The sequence below is a fragment of the Planctomycetota bacterium genome (assembly GCA_033763975.1).
Classification (GTDB): Bacteria; Planctomycetota; Phycisphaerae; order Phycisphaerales; family UBA1924; genus RI-211.
Genome location: JANRJM010000018.1, coordinates 180,183 through 203,774, shown reverse-complemented (window position 1 = coordinate 203,774; position 23,592 = coordinate 180,183). Strand labels below are relative to the sequence as shown.

General features: G+C 69.7%; 25 protein-coding genes and 1 riboswitch. Of the genes, 20 read left to right on the top strand and 5 right to left on the bottom strand.

The genetic code is table 11. The annotated features are described in order from the left end of the window. Positions 1 to 131 precede the first annotated feature (131 nt). The 3 genes from SFY69_12750 to SFY69_12740 all read right to left on the bottom strand — a co-directional run bounded on the left by SFY69_12750 (position 132) and on the right by SFY69_12740 (position 2,309). Positions 132 to 1,199, bottom strand: coding sequence for an SDR family oxidoreductase (locus tag SFY69_12750; protein MDX2132912.1), 1,068 nt, complete (start codon positions 1,197 to 1,199; stop codon positions 132 to 134). A 42-nt stretch (positions 1,200 to 1,241) separates the two neighbouring features. Continuing rightward, positions 1,242 to 1,664, bottom strand: coding sequence for a hypothetical protein (locus SFY69_12745; GenBank protein MDX2132911.1), 423 nt, complete (start codon positions 1,662 to 1,664; stop codon positions 1,242 to 1,244). 180 nt (positions 1,665 to 1,844) lie between these two features. Continuing rightward, positions 1,845 to 2,309: a cytochrome c oxidase assembly factor Coa1 family protein gene (locus SFY69_12740; protein ID MDX2132910.1), complete on the bottom strand. Its 465-nt coding sequence runs from the start codon at positions 2,307 to 2,309 to the stop codon at positions 1,845 to 1,847. A gap of 167 nt (positions 2,310 to 2,476) precedes the next feature. Between SFY69_12740 and SFY69_12735 the strand changes: the two genes are divergently transcribed. From SFY69_12735 to SFY69_12720, 4 genes are read left to right on the top strand one after another with little or no spacing between them, the layout of a single operon-like run. Next, positions 2,477 to 2,914 (top strand): hypothetical protein, encoded by a 438-nt coding sequence (locus SFY69_12735; protein ID MDX2132909.1) that lies wholly within the window; start codon positions 2,477 to 2,479, stop codon positions 2,912 to 2,914. Positions 2,915 to 2,955: 41 nt separating this feature from the next. Continuing rightward, positions 2,956 to 4,017 (top strand): hypothetical protein, encoded by a 1,062-nt coding sequence (locus tag SFY69_12730; protein MDX2132908.1) that lies wholly within the window; start codon positions 2,956 to 2,958, stop codon positions 4,015 to 4,017. Beyond that, the gene (locus SFY69_12725) at positions 4,001 to 4,681 is read left to right on the top strand and encodes a sigma-70 family RNA polymerase sigma factor (GenBank protein MDX2132907.1); all 681 of its coding nucleotides are present in this window, start codon (positions 4,001 to 4,003) and stop codon (positions 4,679 to 4,681) included. Before SFY69_12730 ends, SFY69_12725 begins: the two co-directional genes overlap by 17 nt. Continuing rightward, a complete protein-coding gene (locus SFY69_12720; GenBank protein MDX2132906.1) occupies positions 4,678 to 5,172 on the top strand; it encodes a hypothetical protein in 495 nt (164 codons plus the stop codon). The genes SFY69_12725 and SFY69_12720 overlap by 4 nt, the downstream gene beginning before the upstream one ends. Here the strand turns inward: SFY69_12720 and SFY69_12715 are convergent, their stop codons facing one another. Beyond that, positions 5,173 to 5,445 (bottom strand): DUF1294 domain-containing protein, encoded by a 273-nt coding sequence (locus SFY69_12715; GenBank protein MDX2132905.1) that lies wholly within the window; start codon positions 5,443 to 5,445, stop codon positions 5,173 to 5,175. 52 nt (positions 5,446 to 5,497) lie between these two features. Between SFY69_12715 and SFY69_12710 the strand changes: the two genes are divergently transcribed. Together SFY69_12710 and SFY69_12705 are read left to right on the top strand one after the other, a co-directional pair. Then, positions 5,498 to 5,983, top strand: a complete 486-nt coding sequence (locus SFY69_12710) for a histidine phosphatase family protein (protein MDX2132904.1) — start codon at positions 5,498 to 5,500, stop codon at positions 5,981 to 5,983. 123 nt (positions 5,984 to 6,106) lie between these two features. After that, positions 6,107 to 6,733, top strand: coding sequence for a DUF1579 family protein (locus tag SFY69_12705; protein MDX2132903.1), 627 nt, complete (start codon positions 6,107 to 6,109; stop codon positions 6,731 to 6,733). Positions 6,734 to 6,849: 116 nt separating this feature from the next. On the opposite strand, the gene SFY69_12700 is transcribed toward SFY69_12705, so the two are convergent. After that, positions 6,850 to 7,380 (bottom strand): hypothetical protein, encoded by a 531-nt coding sequence (locus SFY69_12700; GenBank protein MDX2132902.1) that lies wholly within the window; start codon positions 7,378 to 7,380, stop codon positions 6,850 to 6,852. A 128-nt stretch (positions 7,381 to 7,508) separates the two neighbouring features. Between SFY69_12700 and SFY69_12695 the strand changes: the two genes are divergently transcribed. The 14 genes from SFY69_12695 to SFY69_12630 all read left to right on the top strand — a co-directional run bounded on the left by SFY69_12695 (position 7,509) and on the right by SFY69_12630 (position 23,572). After that, positions 7,509 to 8,351 (top strand): methyltransferase domain-containing protein, encoded by an 843-nt coding sequence (locus tag SFY69_12695; protein MDX2132901.1) that lies wholly within the window; start codon positions 7,509 to 7,511, stop codon positions 8,349 to 8,351. Positions 8,352 to 8,469: 118 nt separating this feature from the next. Beyond that, complete coding sequence (locus tag SFY69_12690; GenBank protein MDX2132900.1) at positions 8,470 to 10,086, top strand: hypothetical protein; 1,617 nt, start codon at positions 8,470 to 8,472, stop codon at positions 10,084 to 10,086. Positions 10,087 to 10,501: 415 nt separating this feature from the next. After that, positions 10,502 to 11,275 (top strand): hypothetical protein, encoded by a 774-nt coding sequence (locus SFY69_12685; protein MDX2132899.1) that lies wholly within the window; start codon positions 10,502 to 10,504, stop codon positions 11,273 to 11,275. Between the two features lie 240 nt (positions 11,276 to 11,515). Further along, positions 11,516 to 12,028 carry a hypothetical protein gene (locus SFY69_12680; GenBank protein ID MDX2132898.1) on the top strand — a complete coding sequence of 171 codons (513 nt, stop codon included), beginning with the start codon at positions 11,516 to 11,518 and terminating at the stop codon, positions 12,026 to 12,028. Positions 12,029 to 12,048: 20 nt separating this feature from the next. Further along, complete coding sequence (locus SFY69_12675; protein MDX2132897.1) at positions 12,049 to 12,945, top strand: hypothetical protein; 897 nt, start codon at positions 12,049 to 12,051, stop codon at positions 12,943 to 12,945. A 44-nt stretch (positions 12,946 to 12,989) separates the two neighbouring features. Continuing rightward, entirely contained in the window at positions 12,990 to 14,993 is a 2,004-nt protein-coding gene (locus SFY69_12670) for a GTP-binding protein (protein MDX2132896.1), read from the top strand. Positions 14,994 to 15,075: 82 nt separating this feature from the next. Then, entirely contained in the window at positions 15,076 to 16,074 is a 999-nt protein-coding gene (locus SFY69_12665; protein MDX2132895.1) for an ATP-binding protein, read from the top strand. Positions 16,075 to 16,122: 48 nt separating this feature from the next. After that, positions 16,123 to 16,344, top strand: a complete 222-nt coding sequence (locus SFY69_12660; protein ID MDX2132894.1) for a type II toxin-antitoxin system HicB family antitoxin — start codon at positions 16,123 to 16,125, stop codon at positions 16,342 to 16,344. A 117-nt stretch (positions 16,345 to 16,461) separates the two neighbouring features. Continuing rightward, positions 16,462 to 16,719 carry a hypothetical protein gene (locus tag SFY69_12655; protein ID MDX2132893.1) on the top strand — a complete coding sequence of 86 codons (258 nt, stop codon included), beginning with the start codon at positions 16,462 to 16,464 and terminating at the stop codon, positions 16,717 to 16,719. A gap of 261 nt (positions 16,720 to 16,980) precedes the next feature. After that, positions 16,981 to 19,353, top strand: a complete 2,373-nt coding sequence (locus SFY69_12650; GenBank protein ID MDX2132892.1) for an immunoglobulin domain-containing protein — start codon at positions 16,981 to 16,983, stop codon at positions 19,351 to 19,353. 104 nt (positions 19,354 to 19,457) lie between these two features. After that, positions 19,458 to 19,692, top strand: a riboswitch (cobalamin riboswitch). A 266-nt stretch (positions 19,693 to 19,958) separates the two neighbouring features. After that, positions 19,959 to 20,762 carry a hypothetical protein gene (locus tag SFY69_12645; protein ID MDX2132891.1) on the top strand — a complete coding sequence of 268 codons (804 nt, stop codon included), beginning with the start codon at positions 19,959 to 19,961 and terminating at the stop codon, positions 20,760 to 20,762. A 49-nt stretch (positions 20,763 to 20,811) separates the two neighbouring features. Then, positions 20,812 to 22,467, top strand: a complete 1,656-nt coding sequence (locus SFY69_12640; GenBank protein MDX2132890.1) for a PQQ-binding-like beta-propeller repeat protein — start codon at positions 20,812 to 20,814, stop codon at positions 22,465 to 22,467. Further along, complete coding sequence (locus SFY69_12635) at positions 22,464 to 23,276, top strand: DUF1559 domain-containing protein (GenBank protein MDX2132889.1); 813 nt, start codon at positions 22,464 to 22,466, stop codon at positions 23,274 to 23,276. Before SFY69_12640 ends, SFY69_12635 begins: the two co-directional genes overlap by 4 nt. A gap of 2 nt (positions 23,277 to 23,278) precedes the next feature. Continuing rightward, positions 23,279 to 23,572, top strand: a complete 294-nt coding sequence (locus SFY69_12630) for a hypothetical protein (protein ID MDX2132888.1) — start codon at positions 23,279 to 23,281, stop codon at positions 23,570 to 23,572. The last annotated feature ends 20 nt before the right edge of the window (positions 23,573 to 23,592 follow it).

The window sequence follows — 23,592 nt, the reverse complement described above, 5'->3', positions numbered from 1 at the left end:
ATGGGACATGCGTGCTCTCGGGGGCGCCGGGCCAAGAGCCCGGGCGGGTGTGTTCGGACGACGGTCGGTGCCGAGTACCGGTCATGCTAGGCGTCGGCTGTTCGCACCGGCAGGTCGAGTGCGCCCGGGCGTCACGTCAGCCAGCGCCCGCCGTCCACCCGCACGATCTCGCCCGTGACGTACGTCGCCTCGAGCGCCAGCCAGCGCACCACGCGGGCGGCGTCCTCGGGCGTGCCCGCCCGCCCCAGCGGGATCCGGCGCAGGTACTTCGCCTGCGTGTCCGGGTCGGCGTCTGCCCCGCCCTCGGGCCACGCCACGACGCCCGGCGCCACGCCGTTCACGCGCACGTCGGGCGCCAGGTCCCGGGCGAGGCTGTAGATCATCTCGGCGAGGGCGGCCTTGGACATCGAGTACGCCGAGAAGTTGCGCCGAGGGCGCCCCATCGAGTGGATATCCGCGAACGCGATGACGCTGCCCCCGCCGTTCAGGCCCGACGCGCGCAGGAGCGGCGCGAACCCCGCCGTCAGGATGAGCGGGGCCGCCGCGTTCACCCGGTACTGGCGCGTGATGCCCTCCGGGGTGAGTTCGTCGATGGGCGAAGGCTCGTACACCGACGCGTTGTGCACGAGAATGTCGAGCGCGTGCATCATCTCCGCGCGCTCGGCGGCGAACGCCCCCACCGCCGTGAGGTCCGACAGATCGAGGCGGTGGAACGAGACGACGGTTCCCATCGCGGCCAGTTCGCGGGCGAGTTCGCGCGCGTCGTCCTCGCTGGAGTGGTACGTGAACACGATGTCGCACCCGGCCCGGGCGAGTTCGAGCGCGCACGCGCGCCCGACGCGACGGGCCGCGCCGGTGATGAGCGCCACGGGCCGGCGCGCCGCGCCCGCACTCGCCTGCGGCTCGGGGGCGACCCGCGTCGGGCTCTCGGGCTCGTCGGGAGGGGGCGAGCCCGCTCGGCGCCCGGCCTCGGCCCAGGGGTCCGGGCGGGGCTTCTTCGCGTCCTCGCGTCGACGCTGCGCCTCGCGCTTGAGCTCGCGTTCGCGCGACCGTCGGCGCTGCAACGCCACGCTCAGCAGCGCCACCACCGCCAGCAGCCCCACCAGCGCCACGACCATCGACCAGAACGCGACGGTCTGGGCGTCCTGACGCGAGAGCGCGGGCGGCGGGGTGCCGGGTTGAACGGTCGTCGCGAGCACGGAGCGCCACTATACCGGGTACCCCGGCGCGGGCGCCCCAGGCTACCGACGCCGGGTCAGTCGAATGCTCACGTCGTGCGACGCGTCGCGCGTGCCGTTCGCGATGGACCGCCATTCCTGGAGCACGGTATCCGGCCCCGTGAAGACGAGCGTCATCTCGCCCATGTACGCCGTCTCCGGCGAATCAAGGTTGGTGACCGAGTCATGCGCGAAGGCGATCTGGTCGGCGCGCAGCTCGCGCGCCCGCATCCGGGGCTGGTTGCCCATGGCGCAGTAGTGGGTCAGCAACAGCGTGGGGCCGTCCATGTGGTAAATGTTCGTCATCTCGTGCGCCCCGCCCGGGAACATCACCTCGCGCACGATGGTCCCGTTCGAACTCACGGTAAAGGTCGCGGCGACGTGACGCTCGCCCTTCTCGTCGACCATTTCCCACGTGCCCTCGAGCGTCTTGACGCGCTCGAACATGGCCTTCGCGGCGTGAGACGGCGCGCCGACGGCCGCCGAACGGTCCGACCGGGTCCCCGCGGCACACCCAACGCCGACCAACGCCGCCGCACTCACCGCCACAACACCGAAACACACGCTGCGCATCTGGGAGTTCCTCCGCTGGCGCGCCGGGCGCCGGCACGAGCGTACCTCGCCGCGCTACTCGCCGCCATTCGGGGCGGGCGGCGCCGGCTCGCCCGGCGCAGCGCCCGGGCCGGTCGCGGGCGGCAGGAGCGGGCCATTGGGTGCGATCAGTTCGACCGGCGTCCCGTTCTGGGGCTCGAAGCGCATGGACTGGACCAGCCATTGCCCGCCCGCGACGCGCGTGGCGGAGTACACCAGCTTCCCCTTCCCCAGGGGACCGCGCAGCGCGATGCTCAGGTTGGCCGTCTGCGTCGCTCCGGAGAACGCGACGTTGCCCGTCGCCATGAACCCCTGCTCGACCGGCGTTCCCAGCACGGCGGTGACGCGCGGGTCGGAGCTGGCCTGCGCCAGCGCGGGCTGCACCGACGAGTGCGATCGCAGGGCCGCGATCCCCACGTACACCATGCCCCCGATGCACCCCCCGAGCAGCACGACCAGCAGCACCACTGCCCCGGCGATGAGCGCCACGATGTGGCGCATCACCCAACTCTGACCGGGGGCGCGCGGGTCGGCGGGGTTCGTCGGGGTCGGGGTCGTGATGGCGTGTCCTCCGGCGTCGCGCGCGGCGCGCGGGGGGAGCGTACCGCATCCGGAGGCTTCGGTACACTGGCGCCGCACGCCGCCGACGGCGGCACAGGGGAACGCGCATGGACACGGACTTTGACGCGCTCGTGGAGGCCTCGCGCCAGGGCCAGAACAAGATGCACGAGCAGGCGCTCTGGAAGGCCGCCATGAACCTGCCGACGTGGTACTTCGTTGCGCGGGGCGCGGGCGAAGACGCCGAGCCGCTGCTGGGAGCCCTGGAGGGGAAGGGCTCGCTTCTGATCTTCACCGACGAGGACCGTGCGGCGGACTTCGCCAAGCGCCGGCTGATGCGCGCGAGCGACGTCCGCGGGGCGTCGCGCGATCCGGCGAGCGTGGAAGGGCAGGTGCTGAACATGGACGTGCCCGACGCGGTGGAATATGCCAAGGACTTGGCGAAGGCCGGCGTCGAGTGGGCCTTGTTCAACTCCGGCGGGTACGCCTTCCAGACCAGCCTGATCGACCTGGGCGACAAGTTCACCCGCTACGCCGCCGGGCGCTAGCGCGGGCGTAACGCACCGGCGCGACGGGCGTACGAATCCTCGTGCATCCGGCTGCATGGAGAATCCGGGGTCTGAGCGCGGTGGTCGTGGCGGGTTCGGCGTGGGCCGCCCTCGCCGGCCCGGTCGAGCGGTCCATCATCGACGCGGAGGCCCGCTGGGTGGTGCACCTGGATCTCGAGGCCGCCATGCGGTCCGAACCGGGCAAGGTGCTGCTGGAACTCGCCCGCGACGGACGCGTGCCCGCGCGAGATCGCTTCGTCCGCGAGATGGGCTTCGACCCCTTCGCCGAGGGGCGCGGGCTCACCGTCTACGGGCGTTCGTTCGACGAGGACGGCGGGGTGGCGATTCTGACGGCGTCGGCCGAGGCGGACCGCGCCCGCGCGAGCATGCACGCCGCCGGGCTGGGCGAGCATGCCACGCAGGCCGTCGGCAGCGTCGAGGTCCACTCGTGGTCGCACGACGATGAACGCCTGTACGCCGCGGTCGTGCCGGGCGGGCGTCCGGACGAACGGCGCGTGCTCTTCACCGGTTCCATGGACGCGATGCGCCGCGCCCTGCGGGTCATCACCACCGACCTGCCCGCGCTCGACGCGCAGTTCCCCATCCCCGAGGGACCGGGCACCATCCTCGCCGTCGCGGCCGATGGCTTCGGGAGCGAATCCGACCCCGCGCCCGCCCCCGGGTCCGAGAACGCCACCGCCGGCGCCGCCTCGCCCTCGGGCGGGCCGAGCGCGCTCGTGCTGCGCGGCGTCCGCACCATGCAGGCACGCCTCTCCGAAGAAACGGGCGAAGCGGGGCGCGAGATCCGCGGCGAACTGCTCTTCCGTGCGGTGTCGCCGGAGCGCGCGGTCCAGATGCGCCGCATGCTCGACGGGACGATCGCCGCGCTGGAGATGACCGGCGAGGACAGCCCGGACATGGCCGCCCTCGCCGCGGCCGCCGCGTCGGTGCAGGTCGCCTCCTCGGGCACCAGCGTGACGGTCCGGGCGTCGCACGACGCCTCGCAGGCCGCGGCGCTCGTACGGTTGATGATGCTGATGCAAGGCCCGCGCGAGCCGGCGCGGGAGGCGGGGAAGGAGCCCGGGAATGCACCCACGCCCTGACGATGCCGCCAGCCAACCCTTCGCGGGTCTTCGGGTCCTGACGCCCGAGACCCTCGCGGTGCGCGCGGCGTCGGGCGACGCCGAGGGGCGCGCGTGCTTCGCCCGCCTCGTCGCGCTCTACGAGTCGCGCCTGTTCACCTTCCTCGTCCGCCGGGGCGAGTCCACGCAGGACGCCGAGGAACTCACGCAGGAAGCCTTCCTCCGCGCCTGGGAGCGCCTGCGCTCGTACGACCCGCGCTGGAAGTTCTCCACCTGGCTGTACACCATCGCGCTGCGCCAGGCGATCTCGCGCCGCCGACGCTCCGCACCCCGCCGCCTTCCCGAGACGTACGACACCCCCGCGCCCGCGCCGGCGCCGGACACCTCCGAGCACCGTTCCATGGGCGCCAAGCTCTGGGCACTCGCGGCGGAGCATCTGACCGCCGAGCAGCACACCGCGCTGTGGCTGCGCTACGCCGAGAACATGGACATCCCCGAGATCGCCCGCGTGATGCGCAAGTCGCGCGTCGCGGTGCGCGTCTGCCTCTACCGCGCCCGGCAGCACCTCGCCGGGCTGACGCCCGAGGCCCCGGCGCCCCAGGCGGGCACCCGGCGCGTCCGCCCGCCCCGCAAGTCGGGCCTGCACGCCATCGCGCAGCCCGGCCTCGTCGGGGGTGTCGCATGAACGACATCGTGGACGCGCTAACGACATCGCGCCAGCTCGACGACCGGCGGTCCGCCGGCGAGGCCGGCTCGGTCCCCACCGGGCACGCCCGCGTGCACCGCGCCCTCTCCGATCACGGGGCGACGCCCTGGCTCGAGGCTCCCTCCGCCCTGCGCGAACGGATCCTCGCGCGCACGACCGCGCCGCCCCGCGAGCCCGGCTTCGCACGCCACGCGCTGTTCGGCGCGCTCGCGGCGGCGGTCGTCCTCGGCGCGGGCATCGCCGTCATCGTCATGACCAGCCCCGCGACCCCTCCCGCCACCGGTGCGCCCCCGCGCATCGCGCAGGACGCCCCCGGTCCGGCGGCGCTGGTGCGCCTGCCTTCGAGCGTGGCGCCGATCACCGAGTCCGTTCCCGCGCCGCTGCTCGAAGAAGCCGAGAACATCCGCGTCGACACGCGCCGGGCCGTGGCCGCCGTCTTCGGGCGCCTGCCGGGCGGCTGGACCCGCTGACTACATCGCGAAAGCCCAGACGCTCCACGCCGCGACGTGCAGCAGCGCGAACATCCACGTCCGCAGCACGAACGCCGGCTTGCGGTTCTTGTGGCGGACGAGGCGGAAGGCCAGCATCGCGCCCGGCCACCCTCCCAGCAGCGACAACGCGTGCAACCAGCGCTCGGGCACGCGGCGCGCGCCGGCCATCGCCAGACGCTTGTCGACGGCAAACACGCCCAGCGTCACCAGCGACAGCACGCCGTACACACTTGCAACGATCCACACATGCACGCCCGAGCGTACGTCCTCCGACGCGACGTACGAAATCATGTAGGATGCGCCGATGCGGTTATACATCGCGCGCCACGCGGATGCCCTGCCCCCCGCTTCGGGGGAAGGCGATCTTTCCAGGCCGCTCAGCGCGTGGGGCGTGCAGCAGGCGCACGGGCTCGCGCGTGCATTGGGCGCGGCAGAGTCGCCGGTCGACGTGCGGCCAACGCAGATCGTGCACAGCCCGGCGCGGCGCGCCGCCGAGACCGCGCGGCCCGCGTGCGAGGCGCTGGGCGCCGTGCCGCACGTGGACGACCGCCTCGTGCCCAACACGACCGTGAGCGCGGTGCGCGAGGTCATCCGCGAACTGGTCTCGTCGGGCGCGCCGTGCGCGCTGGTGGTCGGACATAACCCGTGCCTCTCGGATTTCGTACGAGCGATCGACCCCGCGGCGGCGTCGTTGCAGCCCGCGGATGTGGCGGTGTTCACGGTCGACCCGGGGGGCGCGTTGTCGTCGGTCGGGCGCCTGCGCGGAAGTACCCTCGCCGAAGACGCGTAGCACCAATGTCCCACGTCCCGGGCCGGGACGGGTTGCACGTTGGGCGTGCGTTCGGTATCGTTGCGGCGCGAGCGATGAGGCCACACGTTTCATGAGGCCCGTCGACCCGCGCGGAGAACTCACATGAACGGTCGGACGCTGACGGCGGTGGTCATGGTGTCGTGCGGGCTGGCGGGTTTGGCGCTGCAGGGCTGCGCGTCGGGCAGCAAGAAGGCCAAGGCCCCGATGAGCGAAGAGGCGATGATGGCCGCCATGATGCAGGCCGCCACGCCCGGCCCGATGCACGAGCGCCTCGCGAGCACGCAGGGCACGTGGGAAGGCACCATGACGTGGTGGATGGCGCCCGACGCGCCCCCGAGCACGTCGAAGACCAAGACCGTCATCACGCCCATCATGGGCGGGCGCTACACCCAGGCCGACACCAGCAGCATGATGGACATGGGCGGCGGGCAGACGATGCCCTTCACGGGCATGGGGCTCTACGGCTACAACAACACCGACAAGCAGTTCGAGTCCATCTGGATCGACAGCATGGGCACCAGCATGATAAAGTTCACGGGCGAGATGAAGCCCGACGGCTCGATCGTCTGGTTCGGGAAGTTCACCGACCCCACCACCGGCAACGAGACCTGGATGCGCGAGGTCGAGCGCATGGAAGGCCCCAACACCATGGTGCTCGAGTTCTGGGGGCCCCGCCCCGACGGCAAGGGCGAGTACCGCAGCGGCGAGATCCGTTCTACCCGCCGCTGATCTACCCGCCGCTGATCCACGCGCCGCTGATCCACGCGCCCGCCGGCGCGTTTCCCCGCCCGCACGCACGGGGCCCCCGATCGCCGGGGGCCCCGTCTTCGTTCCGCACGGCGCGATCAGCGCACGCCGATCCCCGTCCGCTTCACGGTGTCGATGTCGCGGCACGAGCGGACGGTGAGCACCGCCGTCGCGCACTCGCGCCGCCCGACGCGCGGGCCGTCCGTCGCCACGAACGTGGCGCTCGACCCGCCCTCGCAGTGCCCGCGCAGCGGCGCGCACCACTCACGCCCGTCGACGAACACGCGCAGGTTGATCTCCTCGATGCGCGGCAGCCCGCGCGCGTCGCAGGTGTCGAGCACGACCTTCGCCGCCAGACGCCCGCACGACTGACGCTCCAGCACGATCCGCGCCACGACCTCGCGCCCGTCCAGGTGCAGCACGTCCGCGCGATGCTCGAACCGCGGGTGCTCGCGCCGGTGCGGCAGCCGGGGCGCGGGCCCACACTCTCGCGCCGGGACGCCCACCCGGATCGCCGCACGTCCCACGTCCACACGCACCCGCAGGCCCGTGTCCGGGCGGTGCAGACCGAACGCGGCCTGCGCGCACACCAACCCCGCCGCCACACAGGCGACCTTTCCGGCTTCCATGACCAGGCTCCTTCTCCGCCTCTTCCCGCCGGGCTTCACGCGTCCCGGGTCGGGGGCGGGCACCTGTTGAGACGCGATTCTCAGTCCGCGGTTCCCGCCCCGCCCGCGTGACCCTACGCTTCCCGCACATGCCATCCGGTGCGCCCAATCACTCCGAGTACGTCCTTGGCACCAGCAGCGACGAGGCCGTCCGCCTCGGGCTCCAGCACCGGCTCTGGTCCGGGTGCACCCACGCGCTCTGGGAGCGCGCGGGCATCCAGCCCGGGCTTACGGTGCTCGACCTGGGCTGCGGCCCGGGGCACGCGTCGCTCGACCTCGCACAGATCGTCGGCCCCACGGGGCGCGTGATCGCCATCGACGAATCCGCGACGTTCCTCAAGCAACTGCACGACCAGGCCGTCGCGCGCCGCGCGTTCTCCATCGAGCGCGTGCTCGGCGACGTCCAGGACCTCATGAACGTGCTGTCCGAGGACAAGGGCCTCATCGATGTCGCCTACGCCCGGTGGGTCTTCTGCTTCCTCGCGCACCCCGAGCGTGTGGTCGAGGGCCTCGCATCCCTCATCAAGCCCGGCGGGCGCGTCGCGGTGCAGGACTACTTCAACTACGAACGCTCGCTCACGCTCGCGCCGCGGCGCGAGGCGTTCACGAAAGTCATCAACGCCGTCGGCGCCTCCTGGCGCGCCCGCGGCGGCGACACCGACGTCATGGCCCGCCTGCCGGGCCTGTTCCTCAAGCACGGCTTCGACGTCGTCGACCTGAACGTCGTCCAGCGCCTCGCCCGCCCGGGCACGCCCATGTGGCACTGGCCCAACTCGTTCTGGCAGACGTACGTGCCGCGCCTCGTGGAGACGGGGTTCATCACCGCCGAGGACGAGCGGGCCTTCAGCCAGGCCTGGGCCGAGGCGAGCCAGGATCCCGGCTGCTTCGCCCAACTACCGCCGGTGTACGAGCTCGTCGTCCGCCGACGCTGAACCACGCCGCCGGGGGGCGATAACGCCGAGTTCGCCCGCACCCTGTTCGAATTGCAAACCCGCCGGAATGCGGTAGCCTGTTTGCCGGGCTCCGACAGGGGCCGGTGGGAGGCTTGGAATGTCCAGGAAACTCGGATGGGCCGCGATCGTGGCGGCGACCTGTGTGTTCGTGTCCGGGGCGGCCGCGCAGCCCGTAACGACGGCGTTCACGTACCAGGGGCAACTCAAGCTCGACGGCGTCGTTGCCAATGGCTCCTACGACTTCGTCTTCACGCTCTTCGAAACAGAGTCCGGCCCCAACCCCGCGGGCGTCGAGCTGTGCGCGGACAACGTGCCGGTCGTCGACGGCCGGTTCACCGTCACGCTCCCGGGCGGGTCGTTCACGGGGAATCGGCGCTGGCTGGACATCCAGGTGCGAGACGGCGCCGCGGGCGACTGCACGAACCTCGCAGGGTTCACGCCCCTCTCGCCGCGCCAGGAGATCCTCGCCACGCCGTACGCCTCCTACGCGCTCAACGCCGGAAGCTCCACCAGCGCTGTGCTCTTCGGGGGGCAGCCGCCGTCCTTCTATCAGAACGCGTCGAATCTCACGTCCGGCACCGTGCCGGACACCCGTCTCTCCACCAACGTCCCGCGCCTCAGCGTCGCCAACACCTTCACCGCGAACGTCACGGCACCGGCGTTCAGCGGCAGCGGCGCCAGCCTCACCGCGCTGAACGCCACAAACGTATCCACGGGCACGCTGGCCGACGCCCGCCTCTCCACCAACATCCCCCGCCTGAACGCCGCGTCGAGCATCTTCAGCGGCTCCATCACCGCGACGTCCTTCGCCGGCGCGGGCTCGGCCATCACCGCCCTCAACGCCACAAACGTGTCCACGGGCACCCTCGCCGACGCCCGCCTCTCCACCAACATCCCGCGCCTGAACGGCACCAACTTCTTCACGGGCGCCAACGCGTTCACGGACAGCGTGGGCGTGGGCACGAGCGTACCGGAAGCCTCCCTGCACGTCCGCAGCAGCGACTCGCTGGGCACCATCATCGTGACCCCGGGCGTCGCCGACACCCAGAGCCAGCTCGTGATGGCCGAGAACACCAGCGTCAGCAACGCGTACATCCTCCGCTACAACGGCACGACCAACAATCTCGAGTTCCGCGGGCGGGCCGCGGACGTCGAGACCGCCGCGCTGCTCACCGTCAACCGCGACTCGGCGACGGCCACGCTCGGCAACGCGACCGAGCCCGGCCGGCTAAACATCAACGGCGGCGACGTGGCCCTGTCCGTCAGCTCCTCCGGTGTCGGCGACTCCACCGTTGTCCTCCCGCCGGATTCCATCGGTTCGTCGGAAACCGTCAACGAACCTGGGGTTCGATCGGAAGCGAACGTCACGTCCTTTGGGCTCGCCGAGGATGTCTCAACGACCGTGGAGACCGTCACGATCAATGCCCCCACGGCCGGCTTTGTCGTGCTCATCGGGACGGTCGAGTTCGAGAACTGCGACGTTCTGAACGCGACGGTCTTCGCCTTCGCGTCCGCGAGTTCAACCGTGAGCGCTACCGCCGGGCAGTCCCACCGAATCATCACGGGCTGCGCCCCGGCGACGGTGACCACGCACAACGTCGTCTCCGTCGGCGCCGGGAGCACCACCTTCTATCTTCGCGTCCTGTCCTTCAACGCCAACGTCTCCGTGATCGACCGGCGTCTCACCGCGATGTTCTTCCCCACGCAGTACTGAGCCTTCCCGGGCCGCTCCGAGCCGCGATCACCAGAGACCGCTCTCAGCGCCCCCGTGGCGCGACCTGCGCGGGGTGTGATGAGTTACCGGGCAATGCGTCCCGTCGCCGCCGCGGGCGGGCGCAATGAGCTCCGTACTGACGCCGCGAGCGAACTGCGTCGACCGCGTACAGCCGGCTCTTGGCCGGCGTACCCCGGAAAATCCTGTACAATGCGCCGTTGCCGTTGCATGCCTGCAGCGGTTATCGGGCATGTGCGCCGAGTTCTCCCGGCATTTTGGGAAGGATCGCACAACCAGGCGCCTCTCTATGCGAACAGTTGGTGCCGCCCGAACGACTCGGGCGGCCTGTTCGCGTCCGCCGCTCGTGCTTTGTTCGTGTCCGAGCGTCCGTCCGCACCACTCTGGAGAGAGAGACATGCGTAATTCTGTTGTGTCGGTGATCGTTCTGTCCGTCTGCGCCGGGGCCGCCAGCGCGCAGCTCAGCACGTCGTACATCCCCGCGCCCGCCGGCGGGTACAGCGACCGCATCCCCAGCCTGAACGAGGGCTTCGAGACGTTCGCGCCGGGCCCGATCAGCGGGCAGAACGGCTGGACCACGTTCGCCGCGAACGGGGCCGCCCCGGTGATCTCCTCCGCGAACCCCGCCAGCGGCAGCCAGCACTTGCTGCTCAGCGCCGGCCCCGGCTCCACCGGGTCGTTCAACGGCGCGTTCAGCCCGGACTTCGGCGACTTCAGCAACGATTTCTCGTCCGTCAGCGTTGACGTGCTCATCTCGAACACGGGCGACCAGGACGCCGCGATCATCGGCCAGGCGCCCAGCCAGGCGCTCCTCACCTGGCGCGCGCTGCTGAACTTCCAGGGCAACATCCTCGTGCTCGACGACGTCGGCGCGGGCCTCGCGTTCGTCGACACCGGCGCCGACTGGACCCCCGGCCAGTACTTCAACTTCCGCGTCGACACCAACCCCGCCGCCGACACCATCAACTACTACTACAACAACTCGCTCATCTACTCCAGCGTCTCGGGCGTCTTCGCCGCCACCGCCGTCGAGCAGGTCATCCTCTTCGGCGACAACTTCTTCAGCTCGTCGTCGTTCACCGCGTACGACAACCTGACGATCGTCCCCGCCCCCGGCGCCGCGGCCCTGCTCGGCCTGGGCGGCCTCCTCGTCGCGCGTCGTCGGCGCTAAGTCTCGCGGCGTCCGACGCTCTACGACCATCTGCACGCCTGACCGGGCCCGGCGGCCTCCCGCCGGGCTTTTTCACGCGCGCACACGCCATGGCGGGCAGACGCCCCTCGCCCGAGATCGCACGCCGGCAAAGCCGCCGGCAGTCATGGCACGCCGTGGCGCCCAGGATCGCTTGTGCGTTCGCCCCATTTCTGAGAAAATCCAATGCGTCCAGGTACCAGATTGAAGGGAGGGAAACCAATGGTGCGACTGACTTTCGTGTTGTGTCTCGCCGCCGCATCCGCCGCATTCGCCCAATCGCTGACCACCGCGTTTACGTATCAGGGAACGTTGCGCGACGCCGGGCAGCCCGCCGGCGGCTCGTACGACTTGCGTTTCCGGCTCTTCGACTCGGCGACCGACGGACTGCAGCAGGGCGCGACGTTGTGCACGAATGACGCCCCGGTCGTGCAAGGGCAGTTCGCGAGCGTGCTGGACTTCGGTGCGCAGTACCCGGGCGCGCGGAGATGGCTCCAGATCGAAGTACGCCCCGACGTCGGGACCGGATGCGCGGACGACACCGGCTGGACCATCCTGACGCCGCGTCAGGAGCTCACGCTCACGCCCTACGCCGCACGGGCGCTCTCGGCCGGCGTTGCCGACGACGCGTCGAATCTGAACGGTGAGCCGGGTTCTTCTATCAGGACGCATCGAATCTCTCGTCGGGCGTTCTCCCGGGTGGTCGCCTCGCCGGCACATACTCGGGAGCAGTAACGTTCTCGAACGCCTCAAACGTGTTCACCGGATCGGGCGCCGGCCTGCAGAACCTGAGCGCGGCCAACGTCACGAGCGGGACACTCCCGCTCTCGCGGGGCGGCACCGGCGCCAACCTGTCGCAAACCGGCGGCACCGGGCGGTTCTTGAAGCAACTCGGCGCGGGCGCACCGGTCACCGTCGCCCCTATTCTGTCGTCAGAACTTCCCGCGTTCGGAGGCGACGTAACCGGTCAGATCAACGCGCTCACGGTCAACGGGCTGCGGGGCGTTTCGGTGTCCTCCACGCCGCCTTCCGATAATCAGGCGCTCGTGTTTCAGGGTGTATGGACGCCGACCACGCTTGCCGTCGGCGGCGACGTTGCCGGCGCACTTTCCACAACGACCGTCGTCGGACTTCGCGGCCGCCCGGTGTCGCCAACCGCACCTTTGACCGGTCAAACGCTTGTCTGGAGCGGCGCCGCATGGACACCCAGCACTGTGACGCTCGCGGGCGACGTGACCGGCGTCGCGGGCGCCACGACGGTGGACCGCCTGCAGGGCCGCGCACTCGCGAGCACCGCCCCCACCACCAACCAGGTGATCGCCTGGAACGGGTCGGCCTGGGCCCCGGCGAACGGGGTGCGCGCCCCCGCCGGCAAGACCCGGATCATCTTCGGCGTGTACACCTCGGCGCAAACCTCCGGGCCCGGGTACTCGGTCTCGAACCCCTCCACCGGGGTGTACACGATCACGTTCTCGCCCCAGTTCGCGGGCCCGCCGACGGTGGTGGCGACCGCGGTCGCGGGGGTGGGCTCGCGCAACGCGGGCGTGGGCGCCGCGCCGAGCGCGACCACGGCGACGGTGCAAACGCACGACAACGTGACCGACGCCCTCGAGAGCAGCATCTGGTACTTCATCGCGGTGGGGCCGGACTGATTCGTTCTGGGGCGGTCGCGGCTCGCTTCCTATCATCCCCGCGAATGCCCGATCCTTCCCCGCACATCCGCAACTTCTCGATCATCGCGCACATCGATCACGGGAAGAGCACGCTCGCCGACCGCCTGCTCCAGGCGACCAACGCCGTCTCGCCCCGCGAGGCCAAGGAGCAGATCCTCGACTCGATGGACCTCGAGCGCGAACGGGGCATCACGATCAAGGCGTCCGCCGTCACCGTCTGGCACCGGCACAAGCCCGGCGCCAAGGCCGACGACCTCGAGAACGAGTACGAGACTCCCGTGGACGACGCCGGCCTGCACACGCCCCGCAAGGGCGAGAAGGCCGAGGCCCACGGCGATCTCTACATGATGAACTTCATCGACACGCCCGGGCACGTCGATTTCAACTACGAGGTCTCGCGCGCCCTCAAGGCGTGCGAGGGCGCGATCCTCGTGGTCGACAGCACCCAGGGCGTGCAGGCCCAGACGCTCGTGAACGCGTACCTCGCGGTGAACGAGAACCTCACGATCATCCCGGTGATCAACAAGATCGACCTGCCCGGCGCGAGGCCCGTCGACGTCGCCATGGAGATCGAGCAGACGCTGGGCTTCAAGGCCGAGGACTGCCTGCTGGTGTCGGCCAAGACCGGCCAGGGCATCCCGGAACTGCTGGCATCGATCTGCGAGAAGATGCCCGCGCCCCGCCCCCCGGTGACGGAACACCTCCGCGGGCTGATCTTCGACGCCGTCTACGACGACTACCGCGGCGTGATCGTGTACTCGCGTATCTTCGACGGCACGCTGCGCGTGGGCGACAAGATCCGCATGATCGGCACGCAGCGCACGTTCCTGGTCAGCGACCTGGGCAAGATGACCCCCAAGCCGGTGCGCGTCAAGGAGCTCGGCCCCGGCGAGACCGGCTACGTCGTCGCCGCGATCCGCACGCTGAAGGACGTCCGCATCGGCGACACCATCACGCTCGAGCACTCGCCCGCGACCGAGGCCCTCCCCGGCTACCAGCCCCCGCGCCAGATGGTGTTCTGCGACTTCTACCCCGCGACCAAGGAGGACGGGGAGTCCAGCGATTTCGAGGACCTCCGCGAGGCCGTCGAGAAGCTCTCGCTCAACGACTCGTCGTTCACCTTCCAGCCCGTGCACAGCGAGGCGCTCGGCTTCGGCTATCGATGCGGGTTCCTGGGCCTGCTGCACATGGACATCATCCAGGAACGCCTGGAGCGCGAGGGCGGCGTCGAGGTCGTGCAGACCGCCCCCACCGTGTCCTACCAGATCGTCTGTCGCGCGGGCACCGACGACATCGTCTCTCCCGCCGGCCAGGTGCTCAAGAAGGTCACGCCCGACATGCCCCACTACGCACAGGTGCCCCCCGGGCACGTGCTGCTCGAGGTGCACAACCCCGCCGAACTCCCCAACCCCTCCATCATCGTCGAGGTGCGCGAGCCCATCTGCCGCCTCGAGCTCATGATCCCCAAGGACAAGATCGGCGACATCATGAAGCTCGTCCTCGACCGGCGCGGCGTGTACAAGAACCAGTCCTTCGTCTCCAACACCCGCGACCTCCTCCAGTTCGAGATCCCCCTCGCCGAGATCATCTACGACTTCTTCGACAAGATGAAGGGCCTCACCAGCGGCTACGGCACCATGGACTACGAGGTCATCGGCTACCGCACCGACACGCTCGTCCGCATGGACATCCTCGTGAACGGCGAGGCCGTCGAGGCCCTGTCCGTCATCGTCCACCGCGAGAAGGCCGAGCACCGCGGGCGCGGGCTGTGCGCCAAGCTGCGCGAGCAGATCCCCCGCCACCAGTTCGAGATCCCCGTCCAGGCCGCCATCGGCGGGAAGGTCATCGCCCGCGAGACCATCAAGGCCTACCGCAAGGACGTGCTGGCGAAGTGCTACGGCGGGGACGTCTCGCGCAAGCGCAAGCTCCTCGACAAGCAGAAGGAAGGCAAGAAGCGAATGAAGAACATCGGCGCGGTCACCATCCCCCAGGAGGCCTTCATGGCCGTCCTGGATACGGGGGATTGAGCCTGTATTTATGACCAGGAATGCGCAGTCCGAGAGATTCTCCGCCCGAATCAAACGGGTGATATCTCGACAGGATCTAATTATGCATTACGATAGACATTGCACAGATCAGGCAACTTGGACCGAAGACCGACTATCTGATCTTCCTGACAGCGAAAATGCCAAGTTTGAAAGAAAGGCCGGCGCACTTCTTGATGATCTCGACTTTAGAAGCAAACTTGCAAAGGCAGTTTCGGCGTTTGCCAACTCTGGCGGCGGACAACTGATCATTGGACAAACCGACATTGGCAAGTTTGACGGCGTCGAGGAGTTCAGATCAGGCACACGGACTCGCACATCACACTGGCTAGAACAAGTACTGCCGAAGCTCGTAGAGCATCCACTGTCTCATTTTCAGATCTCCGAAGTGATCCGCTCGACTAAAGAGGATTCACGTATACCTCTCGGAAGAGTAGTTCTCATCATTGATATTCCGGACAGCCCACTGGCACCGCACCAGAGCGTTTACGACCATAAATATTACCACCGTCGCGGCGGGCGGTCCGAACCGGCATCTCATTTCTATCTAGAGCTACTGAGGAATCGGTTGATTGCGCCACGATTACAGGCCACTCCTATGAATTTGGCCGTTCGCAGAGCATTTACTTCAGCCAAAGGGCTGTTCGTCCAGACATGTCTAGAGTTTGAGATCCGAAATATAGGACGCGTTGCTGCGTACAAGTGGGCATTCGAGTGGGGATTCACGCCCCCGACTGAACTACGCGACAAGTATGTAATTAGCCTCGCTGAAATGCCAGAGGGCACAGATCGATCCAGCTCTATTCGCGTCGACGACACAATATTGCCCGGCTTCGCACTAACAGAAAGCAGACACTTTGGGCTTTATCTTGCCGACACAAATACTTCGAGGGACGACTTGTTGGTCCAGTTGCACACACTCATCCCCGATGATTTTATGATATCTGTTAGATTAGCCACCGAAGTATCGCCCGGGGAGCGTATTTTGTTGCCCCTTTGGGGGAACATTTCACGAGATAATGCTGTTGCATCAATCACAGCAGCCATTTATGCGAATCGGTGATTTTCTAGATTGTTATTCAGAACTCTGCTGCGTCGAGGTCGCGATGGCATGACCGCGTACCTCATCAACATCTTCTACAGCAAAGAAGACGACGGCTACATCGCCGACATTCCGGACCTCAAGTACTGCTCGGCCTGGGGCAAGACTCCGGAAGACGCCGTGCGCGAGGTGCTGGTCGCGCAGAAGGCGTGGCTGGCGTCAGCGAAGGCGGACGGGCGCAAGGTGCCCAAGCCCCGGTACCGCCCGGCGATCTACGCCGCCGCGTCGTAAGCGCCAGCCGGCAGGTCGGTTGCCCTCCCCCGCTTGCGGGCGATCGCGGCGCGCGGTAGCGTGTCGGCGCGGGTGGGAGGTGCCCCGAGGGGCACGACCCGCTTCGGAGAACTGGCCATGCCGGTGTACTGCGTCAAACTCGTGAAGACTTCGAGCCCCAAGTTCATGCACAACGCCGGGAAGGCCGGCACCTTGCCGAAGTGGTCGTACGAGTACTACGACGAGGAAGAGCCCACGAAGAAGGGCTCGTTCGACATCAACATGACGCGCAACATGGCGGGCGACGAGAACAAGCAGTCCAAGCAGATGAACGACGCCGCCATCGCGCTCGTGAAGAGCAAGCACAGCGGCGTGAGCGTGAAGATCGTGAAGTAGCCCGCGATCCGTCGCCGCACGAAGAAGCCCATTGCCGAGCCGTTCGATCCCGCGGCGTGCCGCGTGCGTCGAGCGGCTTTTCTCTGCGCACGCCGCACTGCTCCCCGCGTCGCCCGCGCGGCTTCGCGCGATCTTGACGCCCGCGCGACAATATCGGGCACGCACCGGCGTTCACCATCCCGTCACGCAACGCCCCGTCGGGGAGGTTTCCGGACCTTCGCGAGGCCGCCGGGGCGCTGCTCGAACAGAGGATGGTGCAGCATGCAACGGAATCGGATCGCATCGGTCGCACTCGCGCTCGCCGCCTTCGCCGGCGCGGCGGAGGCCCAGCCCTTCAACGTCCGCTCGTGGTACGCGGAGGGCCAGGTGTTCGTCGTCTGGCAGTTCACCGCGCCGCCGGCCGCCCCGACGGACACCGTCGAGGTCTACGCCTCCGTCGCGGCGCAGGTCAACGTCGCGAACATGGACCGGGTCGGACGGCTCTTCTACCCCGAGTACACCGGCGCACGCCTCACGGAGTTGAACCCGGCCGCCCGGCTCCTCCTGCCCACGCCCGCGGGCGGCACGTACCGCCTCGCGCCCGACGAGGGCGCCTTCGCGTACACGCCCCGGTCCAGCGGCAACCTGTTCTTCGCGGTGGTCGACACCGGTTCGACGACGGTGAACGCCGGCAACAGCACCGCCGCCGCCTTCATGTACGACCCCGTCGGCGACGCCATCCGCCCGCACCCGCAGTTCGACGGCTTCACGCCGGGCGGCTTCCCGTACACCGCGTTCGTCGTGTGGGCCGAAGGACGCGACGACCACACAAACGCCCGGCCCGACATCCCCGTGCTCGCGAACGCCGCCAAGAACGGCGTGCCGCACGTCTTCGCCGTGGCGCGCCCCATCGTCGCCCCGCCCAACCAGGACCTGTCGTGCGTCTTTGCGATGCACGGCGGCGGGGGCGAGTACGAGCTGTTCCTCCCGGGCGTTCCCGCGCGGGCGCCCATCTCGCTGCCGCTCACCGACGGCATCGTCGTCGCGCCCGACGACTCGTTCTACGCCAACATCGAGGGCAGCCTCGTCCGCTCGAACACCTCGTGGCTCGGCTACGTCACCTCGGTTGATCCCTTCGACTCGCTCCCGCGCGTCCCGCCGCTCGACGGCGAGACCGTCGTGAACTTCACCCAGCGGCGCGTGCACTGGATCCTCGACTGGCTTCTCAGCCCGCAATCCCCCTACGACCTCGACCCCACCCGCGTCGCCATGATCGGGCACAGCGGCGGCGGTCGCGGCACGTCGCACCTCACCCGCCTCCGCCCCGAGCGGTTCTGCGCCGCCGTCTGCTACACCCCGGCCCTCAACCTGCCCTCGGGCAGCACCGGCGACGAGAACTTCCTCCGCGGCACCAACGACCAGAACCTCGCGAGCAATGTCCTCGGGCCCGACGGCGATCCCGTCCGCGTCGTTGACTTCTTCACCGCGTCCACCCGCATCTCCGCGACGCAGCGCGACTTCCCCTTCACCCGCATGTACTTCGGCAAGCGCGACGTCGCCACCGCCGCCGCCTGGAACTCCTCCATGCGCGACATCCTCGACGACATCAACGACTCGCGCTGCGGCACCATGATCGCCTGGGACGAACGCGAGCACGGCATCGAACTCTGGACCACCGAGCAGCCCACCCCCGGCCCCGACATCGGCCAGTGGGTCGCCCCCGTCCGCACCGTGCGCCCGTCGGCCCAGTACCTCGTCGACACCTACCGCGCCAACCAGTCCTACCCCGGCTTCTTCAACGCCGACCACGACCCCGCCACGCCCCTCTCGCGCCAGCCCGACCCCGGCAACGGCAACCCGAACCTCGGCGACCCCTGGGGCACGTGGGAGGGCTATTTCGAGTGGACCGGCGTCACCGACACCCCCACCACCTGGGGCGCCACCCTCTACGCCACCGGACTCTCGGGCGTCGCCATCGACAACGCCCCGGTCCCGCGCATCAAGACAGACGTCATCCCGCGCAAGGTCGCACAGTTCCGCCCCATCGAGGGCACGCCCGTCGACTGGACGGTGACGGACATCGCGTCCGGCGCGGTCGTGCAGAGCGGCGTCGTGCCGGCCGAGAGCGAGGGCGTGGTCGCTGTCCCGGGCGTGCTCGTGCCGCGGGATCCCACCCGCGTGCGACTCTCGCTCGCGATCCCCTGCCTTGATCTCGTCTCGCCCCCGAGCGACACGTTCGTGTGCACCGGCTCGCAGCTCGTGCTGGATGTCGGCGTCGCGGGCGACAGTGCGGGGCTGACCTACCAGTGGCGTCGCAACGCCGCGCCCGTCAACCCCGCCGACAACCCCACCGCCCTGACGCGCACGCTCGTCGTCGACGCCGCCACCCAGGGTGATTCGGGCATCTACACCTGCCGCGTGGCGAACGCCTGCGGCAACTTCACGACCAGCCCCGTCACCGTCGTCGTCTCGTGCTGCCCGGACCTCAACGGCGACGGCAACGTCGATCAGGACGACATCGCCTACCTCACCGACGTCATCGGCGGGGGATCGAACCCCACCGGCATCGACCCGGACTTCAACACCGACGGCAACACCGACCAGGACGACATCGCGTCGCTGACCGATGTCGTCGCCGGCGGCCCGTGCCCGTAATGACCGCGACACGCCTCGCAGGTTCCTCGCCGCCGCCGGGCTCGCCCGGCGGCGGTGCCATTCCTGCGGTGAAAATCGTGGTTGCGGAACATTCCCCAGACGGGTATGCTCTTCGTGCTGTCGGTGCCCGGGCGGCCTGAACGCCTCTCGGGTGAAAAGGGAAGCGTGGTGAAAATCCACCGCGGACGCGCCGCCGTAACGGGTGAAGACGCGGGTCACGGGGCTGGCTTCGGCCGGCCTCAGCCACTGGGTTGAGCGAGGTACGAGACCTCGACCACCCCGGGAAGGCGACCCGCCGAGCCCGAAGCCGGAAGACCTGCCGATGGCTGTGTGCTGTTGGGCCCTCGCGGGCCCGGGGCCGGTTTCACCGGCTTTGGGCAAGGGCGCCGGCGGAGCGGTTCGGCGTCTGTCCCTGCGCCGGGCCACCCCCGTCTATTCCGCGAGCGGCTCGTACCTTCGGCAGGGATCATCCCGCGCGATTCGGGATGACGCCGCGGTCGCGGATGGAGTGCGGAGTGCGGTACTTCGGAGTTTCGAGCGGGCGCCCGGCCGCCGGATGTGCGCCGGCTGCCCGCCCGAGCACGCTGGTGCGGGCGGTTGCGTCGATGGTCCTCACCACGAGCGCGCTGCCCGCGTGGGCGCGGATGGGGGAGCCAGACCCCTACGCCGATCACGTGGTCGGCTTCGTTTCCGGCGCCGGCGCCGTTCCCGGGTACAACTTCCCCGCGCGCGCCCTGGGCGCGCCCGAGCGGTTCACGGGTGAGGAGCTCGGCTTCCCCGGCGCCATCACGCCCTTCAACCCGGCCTTCGGCTCCGACGAGATCGTCTCCATCGGCGCGGGCGGGCAGCTCGTCCTCGAGTTCGACGAGCCCATCGTCGACGACCCAAACAACCCCTTCGGCCTCGATCTCATCGTGTTTGGTAACGCCGGATTCATCGACGCCGCCTTCCCCGCGGGCCAGGTCCGCCCCGACGGCGCCCTCTTCGGCGTCGGCGTCGCGCCCGTCGTCCAGGTCTCAAACGACTTCATCGACTGGCGCACCCTCGGCCCAGGCGCCGACGCCCTCTTCCCCACGCTCGGCTTCCTCGACCTCACCGACGCCTACGCCCCTGCCCCCGGGCAGGTGCTCACCGATTTCACCCGCCCGGTCGATCCCACCTTCGACCCCCGCGGGCGCACGTTCGCCGAACTCATCGCCGGGTACGCCGGCTCCGGCGGCGGCACCGGCTTCGATCTCGCCGGGTCGGGCCTTGCCTCCGCCCGCTACGTCCGCATCATCAACGTCTCCACGTCTCCCGCGGCGTTCGAGATCGACGCGATCTCCGACGTCTCGCCCATCCCGTCCCCGTCCTCCGCGATTCTCCTCGGCGTGCTCCCGCTCTTGCGCGGGCGACGCCGCGGGCTCTGAAGTTGGAGAGTGAGCACGCGCGCCCCGTCGAAAGGCGTGGCACGCGGTTGTGCGTACACACGGCGGAAGAGTTAGGGCGGCCTCGAGCGCTGCTGCCGCAGCGCTCTGGGCTTTCTCCGGGCACGCGGGCGCGCAATCGGGCGCGTCCGACGCGTGGCCCGGGCTGGCCGGAGGCCCGTCCCGCGCCGCGCTCGTTCATCGCCCCGCGCCGCCCCTCACGCCCCGACGCTGGACCGCTTCTGCCGACGACACGGGCTCGCCGGTCTGGTTCATCCCGAACGCCGGCATGGTCGTCGCGGGCGAGGGTCAGGCAAGCCTCGTCATCGGCGTCGGGCGCGTCTCGCGCCCCGGCGAGCCTCCGGGCGCGCCGTACGCGCTCGCCTTCGCGGCCGACACGGGCGAGCCGCGATGGTCAACCCCCATCGACGCGCCCTCGCTTGATTCCTTCAGCACCCCCGCGATCGATGCGGCGCGGGCGCTGGTCGTCATCGCCTCCGGCTCGGAAGTCGCCGCCCTGCGCCTGAACGACGGCGTCGTCCTTTGGAAGACCCAACTCCCGCGCCCCGTTGTCAACGCATCGCCGCTCGTTGTGGACGAAGGCCCCGGCACGGCCCGCGTGTTCATCACCGACTACGACGGCTTCGGCGACGCCGCCTCGCTCCACTGCCTCCGCCTCGACGACCTCAACGAGCACGGCGAGCCCCAGACCCCCGGCGAACTCCTCTGGAGCGCGCCCATCGGCGCATCATCCGGCAACACGCCCGCGTACCTCCCGCTCGCACGCGGCGGCGTCGGCCTGGTCTACGTCTCGACCCCCGGCGAAGAGGGCGAGGGCCCGGGCATCGTGCGCGCGTTCCCCGCCTTCGCCGATGGCCAGCCCTGCCCCGCCTGGTCCTTCCAGAACGTGCTCGACGCCGGCTTCTTCGGCGGGCTCAGCATCCGCGAGCCCGACGCGCCGGGCGAGCACCCGCACGTCTTCGCCGCCTCGTACGCCTTTTTCGGCGGCCTCACCAACTCCAACCTCGTCAAGCTCGACGCCTGCTCGGGCACGCTCGTCTGGTCCGCGCCCGCGAGCCGCACCTCCGCCATTCCCGCATTGCTGCCCGGCGGGCGCATCCTGCTCTCGGGCGGCATTTCCGGCTTCGGCAGCGTGCCATCGGTGCGCCTGTACGCCGACGCCGGCGCGACCGTCGCCACCGTCTGGGACTCCGCGCTCGACTCGTGGGTCGATGCCGATCACGACGGCACGATCGATCCCGGCGAGTACCTGCGCGTCGGCGGCTGGTCGAACCAGCCCGTCGTCTTCGAGTTCGCCGGATCGACGCTCGCCGCGTGCGGCGTGCCCGGCACCGGCGCCGCCAACACCCATCCGTCCGATCTGCTCCTGCTCGACCTCTCGGAGCACCCCTCCGCCCCGTCGTTCGTGCGCGCCTCGCACCCGGGCATCGGCGCGTCGCCCGCCGCGGGCGGGCTCATGCTCTTCGCCACCGGCGCGGGCGGGCTGGGCGCGCTGGGCATCCCGGCGGGCACGCTCGACCTCAACGCCGACGGCTCGTCCACGATCGACGACCTGTACGCGTGGGAGACGGGCCTTGGCATGCGCGATCTCGACGCCAGCGGCGTGACGGACGCCGCCGACCGCGCCTGGCTCATCACCCGCGTCCGACTTCCCGTCCGCACCCCCGCCGCCCCGGTGACGCCATGACGCGACGCGCCTTCTCGCTCATCGAGGCGCTCGTGTGCACCGCGATCATCGCGCTGCTGCTGGCCATCCTGCTCCCCACGCTCCGCGGGGCGCGGGAGGCCGGACGGGCCGCGGCGTGCCTCTCGAACACGCGCCAGCTCGTCACCGCCTGGACCGCCTACGCCAACGACTTCCGCGACCGCGCCATGCCGCTCGCCTACTGGAGCGAGGCCGACATCGGCTCGGGCAACCCCGTCTACTGGTGGGGCGCCGTGGGCGGGCCGCTGCAGGAAGTCCGCTACGAGCGGGGATTCATCGCCCCCTACATGGGCGCCGAGCTCGCGCGCAACTCCGTCTTCGAATGCCCCTCGCAGCCCTGGGGCTCGTACCGCCCGCAAGGGGGATTCGCGCAGCCCACGAGCACGTACGGCTACAACGGGTATTACTTGTGCCCCTCGCGCACACCCGGATGGGCGGATCAGATCAGCCGGCGCCCCTGGCGACGCCTCTTCGAGATCCAGCGGCCCGCCGACCTGTTCGTCTTCGCGGACGCGCTCCTCCCCACCACGCAGCCGCGCAACACCGCGCTGCTCGACCCGCCCTTGTTGTTCGACGGCGCCGGGTGGACCCGCAACGACTATCCGACGACCGCGTTCCGTCATGCGCGAGGACCGTCGAAGCCGGGAAGCTCCAACACCGCACGAGCCGATGGAAGTGTCGTCGGTGTGCGGGCGATCCCCCAGTGGATCCGCGTCACCACCCACGCGGTGGGATCGGTGGGCGAGACAAACGACCCGCACTATGTCCCCGACGCCGCGGAGTGGCGCTAGCGATGTACGACCCCTCCCCGATCCTGGTGACCAAGTGCGTCTGCCACGACGTGCTCTTCGCCGAGCTGCTCGAACGCATCCTCCAGGGCGCCGGACTCGCCGAGCTGCAGCTCGAGACCGGCTGCGGCACGTCGTGCCGCCTGTGCCTGCCGTACGTCGCGCGGCTCGTCGAGACGCGCGAGGCGGCCCAGCCCCTCATGAACGAGTCCGACACCCGGCGCTGGACGGCGCGGGCGCGCGCGTTGGCCCCCGGCACCGCGGGGCAGACCCCCAGCGACCGCCCGAGCCTCGCCTAGCGCGTCCGAACGCCGCGGCG

Excerpts from the sequence above, each read along its gene's own strand:
- SFY69_12630 (MDX2132888.1), top strand. The coding sequence starts at position 23,279 with ATGTACGACCCCTCCCCGATCCTGGTGACCAAGTGCGTCTGCCACGAC.
- SFY69_12685 (MDX2132899.1), top strand. The coding sequence starts at position 10,502 with ATGCGTAATTCTGTTGTGTCGGTGATCGTTCTGTCCGTCTGCGCCGGG.
- SFY69_12665 (MDX2132895.1), top strand. The coding sequence starts at position 15,076 with ATGCATTACGATAGACATTGCACAGATCAGGCAACTTGGACCGAAGAC.
- SFY69_12690 (MDX2132900.1), top strand. The coding sequence starts at position 8,470 with ATGTCCAGGAAACTCGGATGGGCCGCGATCGTGGCGGCGACCTGTGTG.
- SFY69_12680 (MDX2132898.1), top strand. The coding sequence starts at position 11,516 with ATGGTGCGACTGACTTTCGTGTTGTGTCTCGCCGCCGCATCCGCCGCA.
- SFY69_12635 (MDX2132889.1), top strand. The coding sequence starts at position 22,464 with ATGACGCGACGCGCCTTCTCGCTCATCGAGGCGCTCGTGTGCACCGCG.
- SFY69_12650 (MDX2132892.1), top strand. The coding sequence starts at position 16,981 with ATGCAACGGAATCGGATCGCATCGGTCGCACTCGCGCTCGCCGCCTTC.
- SFY69_12705 (MDX2132903.1), top strand. The coding sequence starts at position 6,107 with ATGAACGGTCGGACGCTGACGGCGGTGGTCATGGTGTCGTGCGGGCTG.
- SFY69_12655 (MDX2132893.1), top strand. The coding sequence starts at position 16,462 with ATGCCGGTGTACTGCGTCAAACTCGTGAAGACTTCGAGCCCCAAGTTC.
- SFY69_12735 (MDX2132909.1), top strand. The coding sequence starts at position 2,477 with ATGGACACGGACTTTGACGCGCTCGTGGAGGCCTCGCGCCAGGGCCAG.
- SFY69_12670 (MDX2132896.1), top strand. The coding sequence starts at position 12,990 with ATGCCCGATCCTTCCCCGCACATCCGCAACTTCTCGATCATCGCGCAC.
- SFY69_12700 (MDX2132902.1), bottom strand. The coding sequence starts at position 7,380 with ATGGAAGCCGGAAAGGTCGCCTGTGTGGCGGCGGGGTTGGTGTGCGCG.
- SFY69_12695 (MDX2132901.1), top strand. The coding sequence starts at position 7,509 with ATGCCATCCGGTGCGCCCAATCACTCCGAGTACGTCCTTGGCACCAGC.
- SFY69_12725 (MDX2132907.1), top strand. The coding sequence starts at position 4,001 with ATGCACCCACGCCCTGACGATGCCGCCAGCCAACCCTTCGCGGGTCTT.
- SFY69_12710 (MDX2132904.1), top strand. The coding sequence starts at position 5,498 with ATGCGGTTATACATCGCGCGCCACGCGGATGCCCTGCCCCCCGCTTCG.
- SFY69_12745 (MDX2132911.1), bottom strand. The coding sequence starts at position 1,664 with ATGTTCGAGCGCGTCAAGACGCTCGAGGGCACGTGGGAAATGGTCGAC.
- SFY69_12660 (MDX2132894.1), top strand. The coding sequence starts at position 16,123 with ATGACCGCGTACCTCATCAACATCTTCTACAGCAAAGAAGACGACGGC.
- SFY69_12645 (MDX2132891.1), top strand. The coding sequence starts at position 19,959 with ATGGTCCTCACCACGAGCGCGCTGCCCGCGTGGGCGCGGATGGGGGAG.
- SFY69_12720 (MDX2132906.1), top strand. The coding sequence starts at position 4,678 with ATGAACGACATCGTGGACGCGCTAACGACATCGCGCCAGCTCGACGAC.
- SFY69_12740 (MDX2132910.1), bottom strand. The coding sequence starts at position 2,309 with ATGCGCCACATCGTGGCGCTCATCGCCGGGGCAGTGGTGCTGCTGGTC.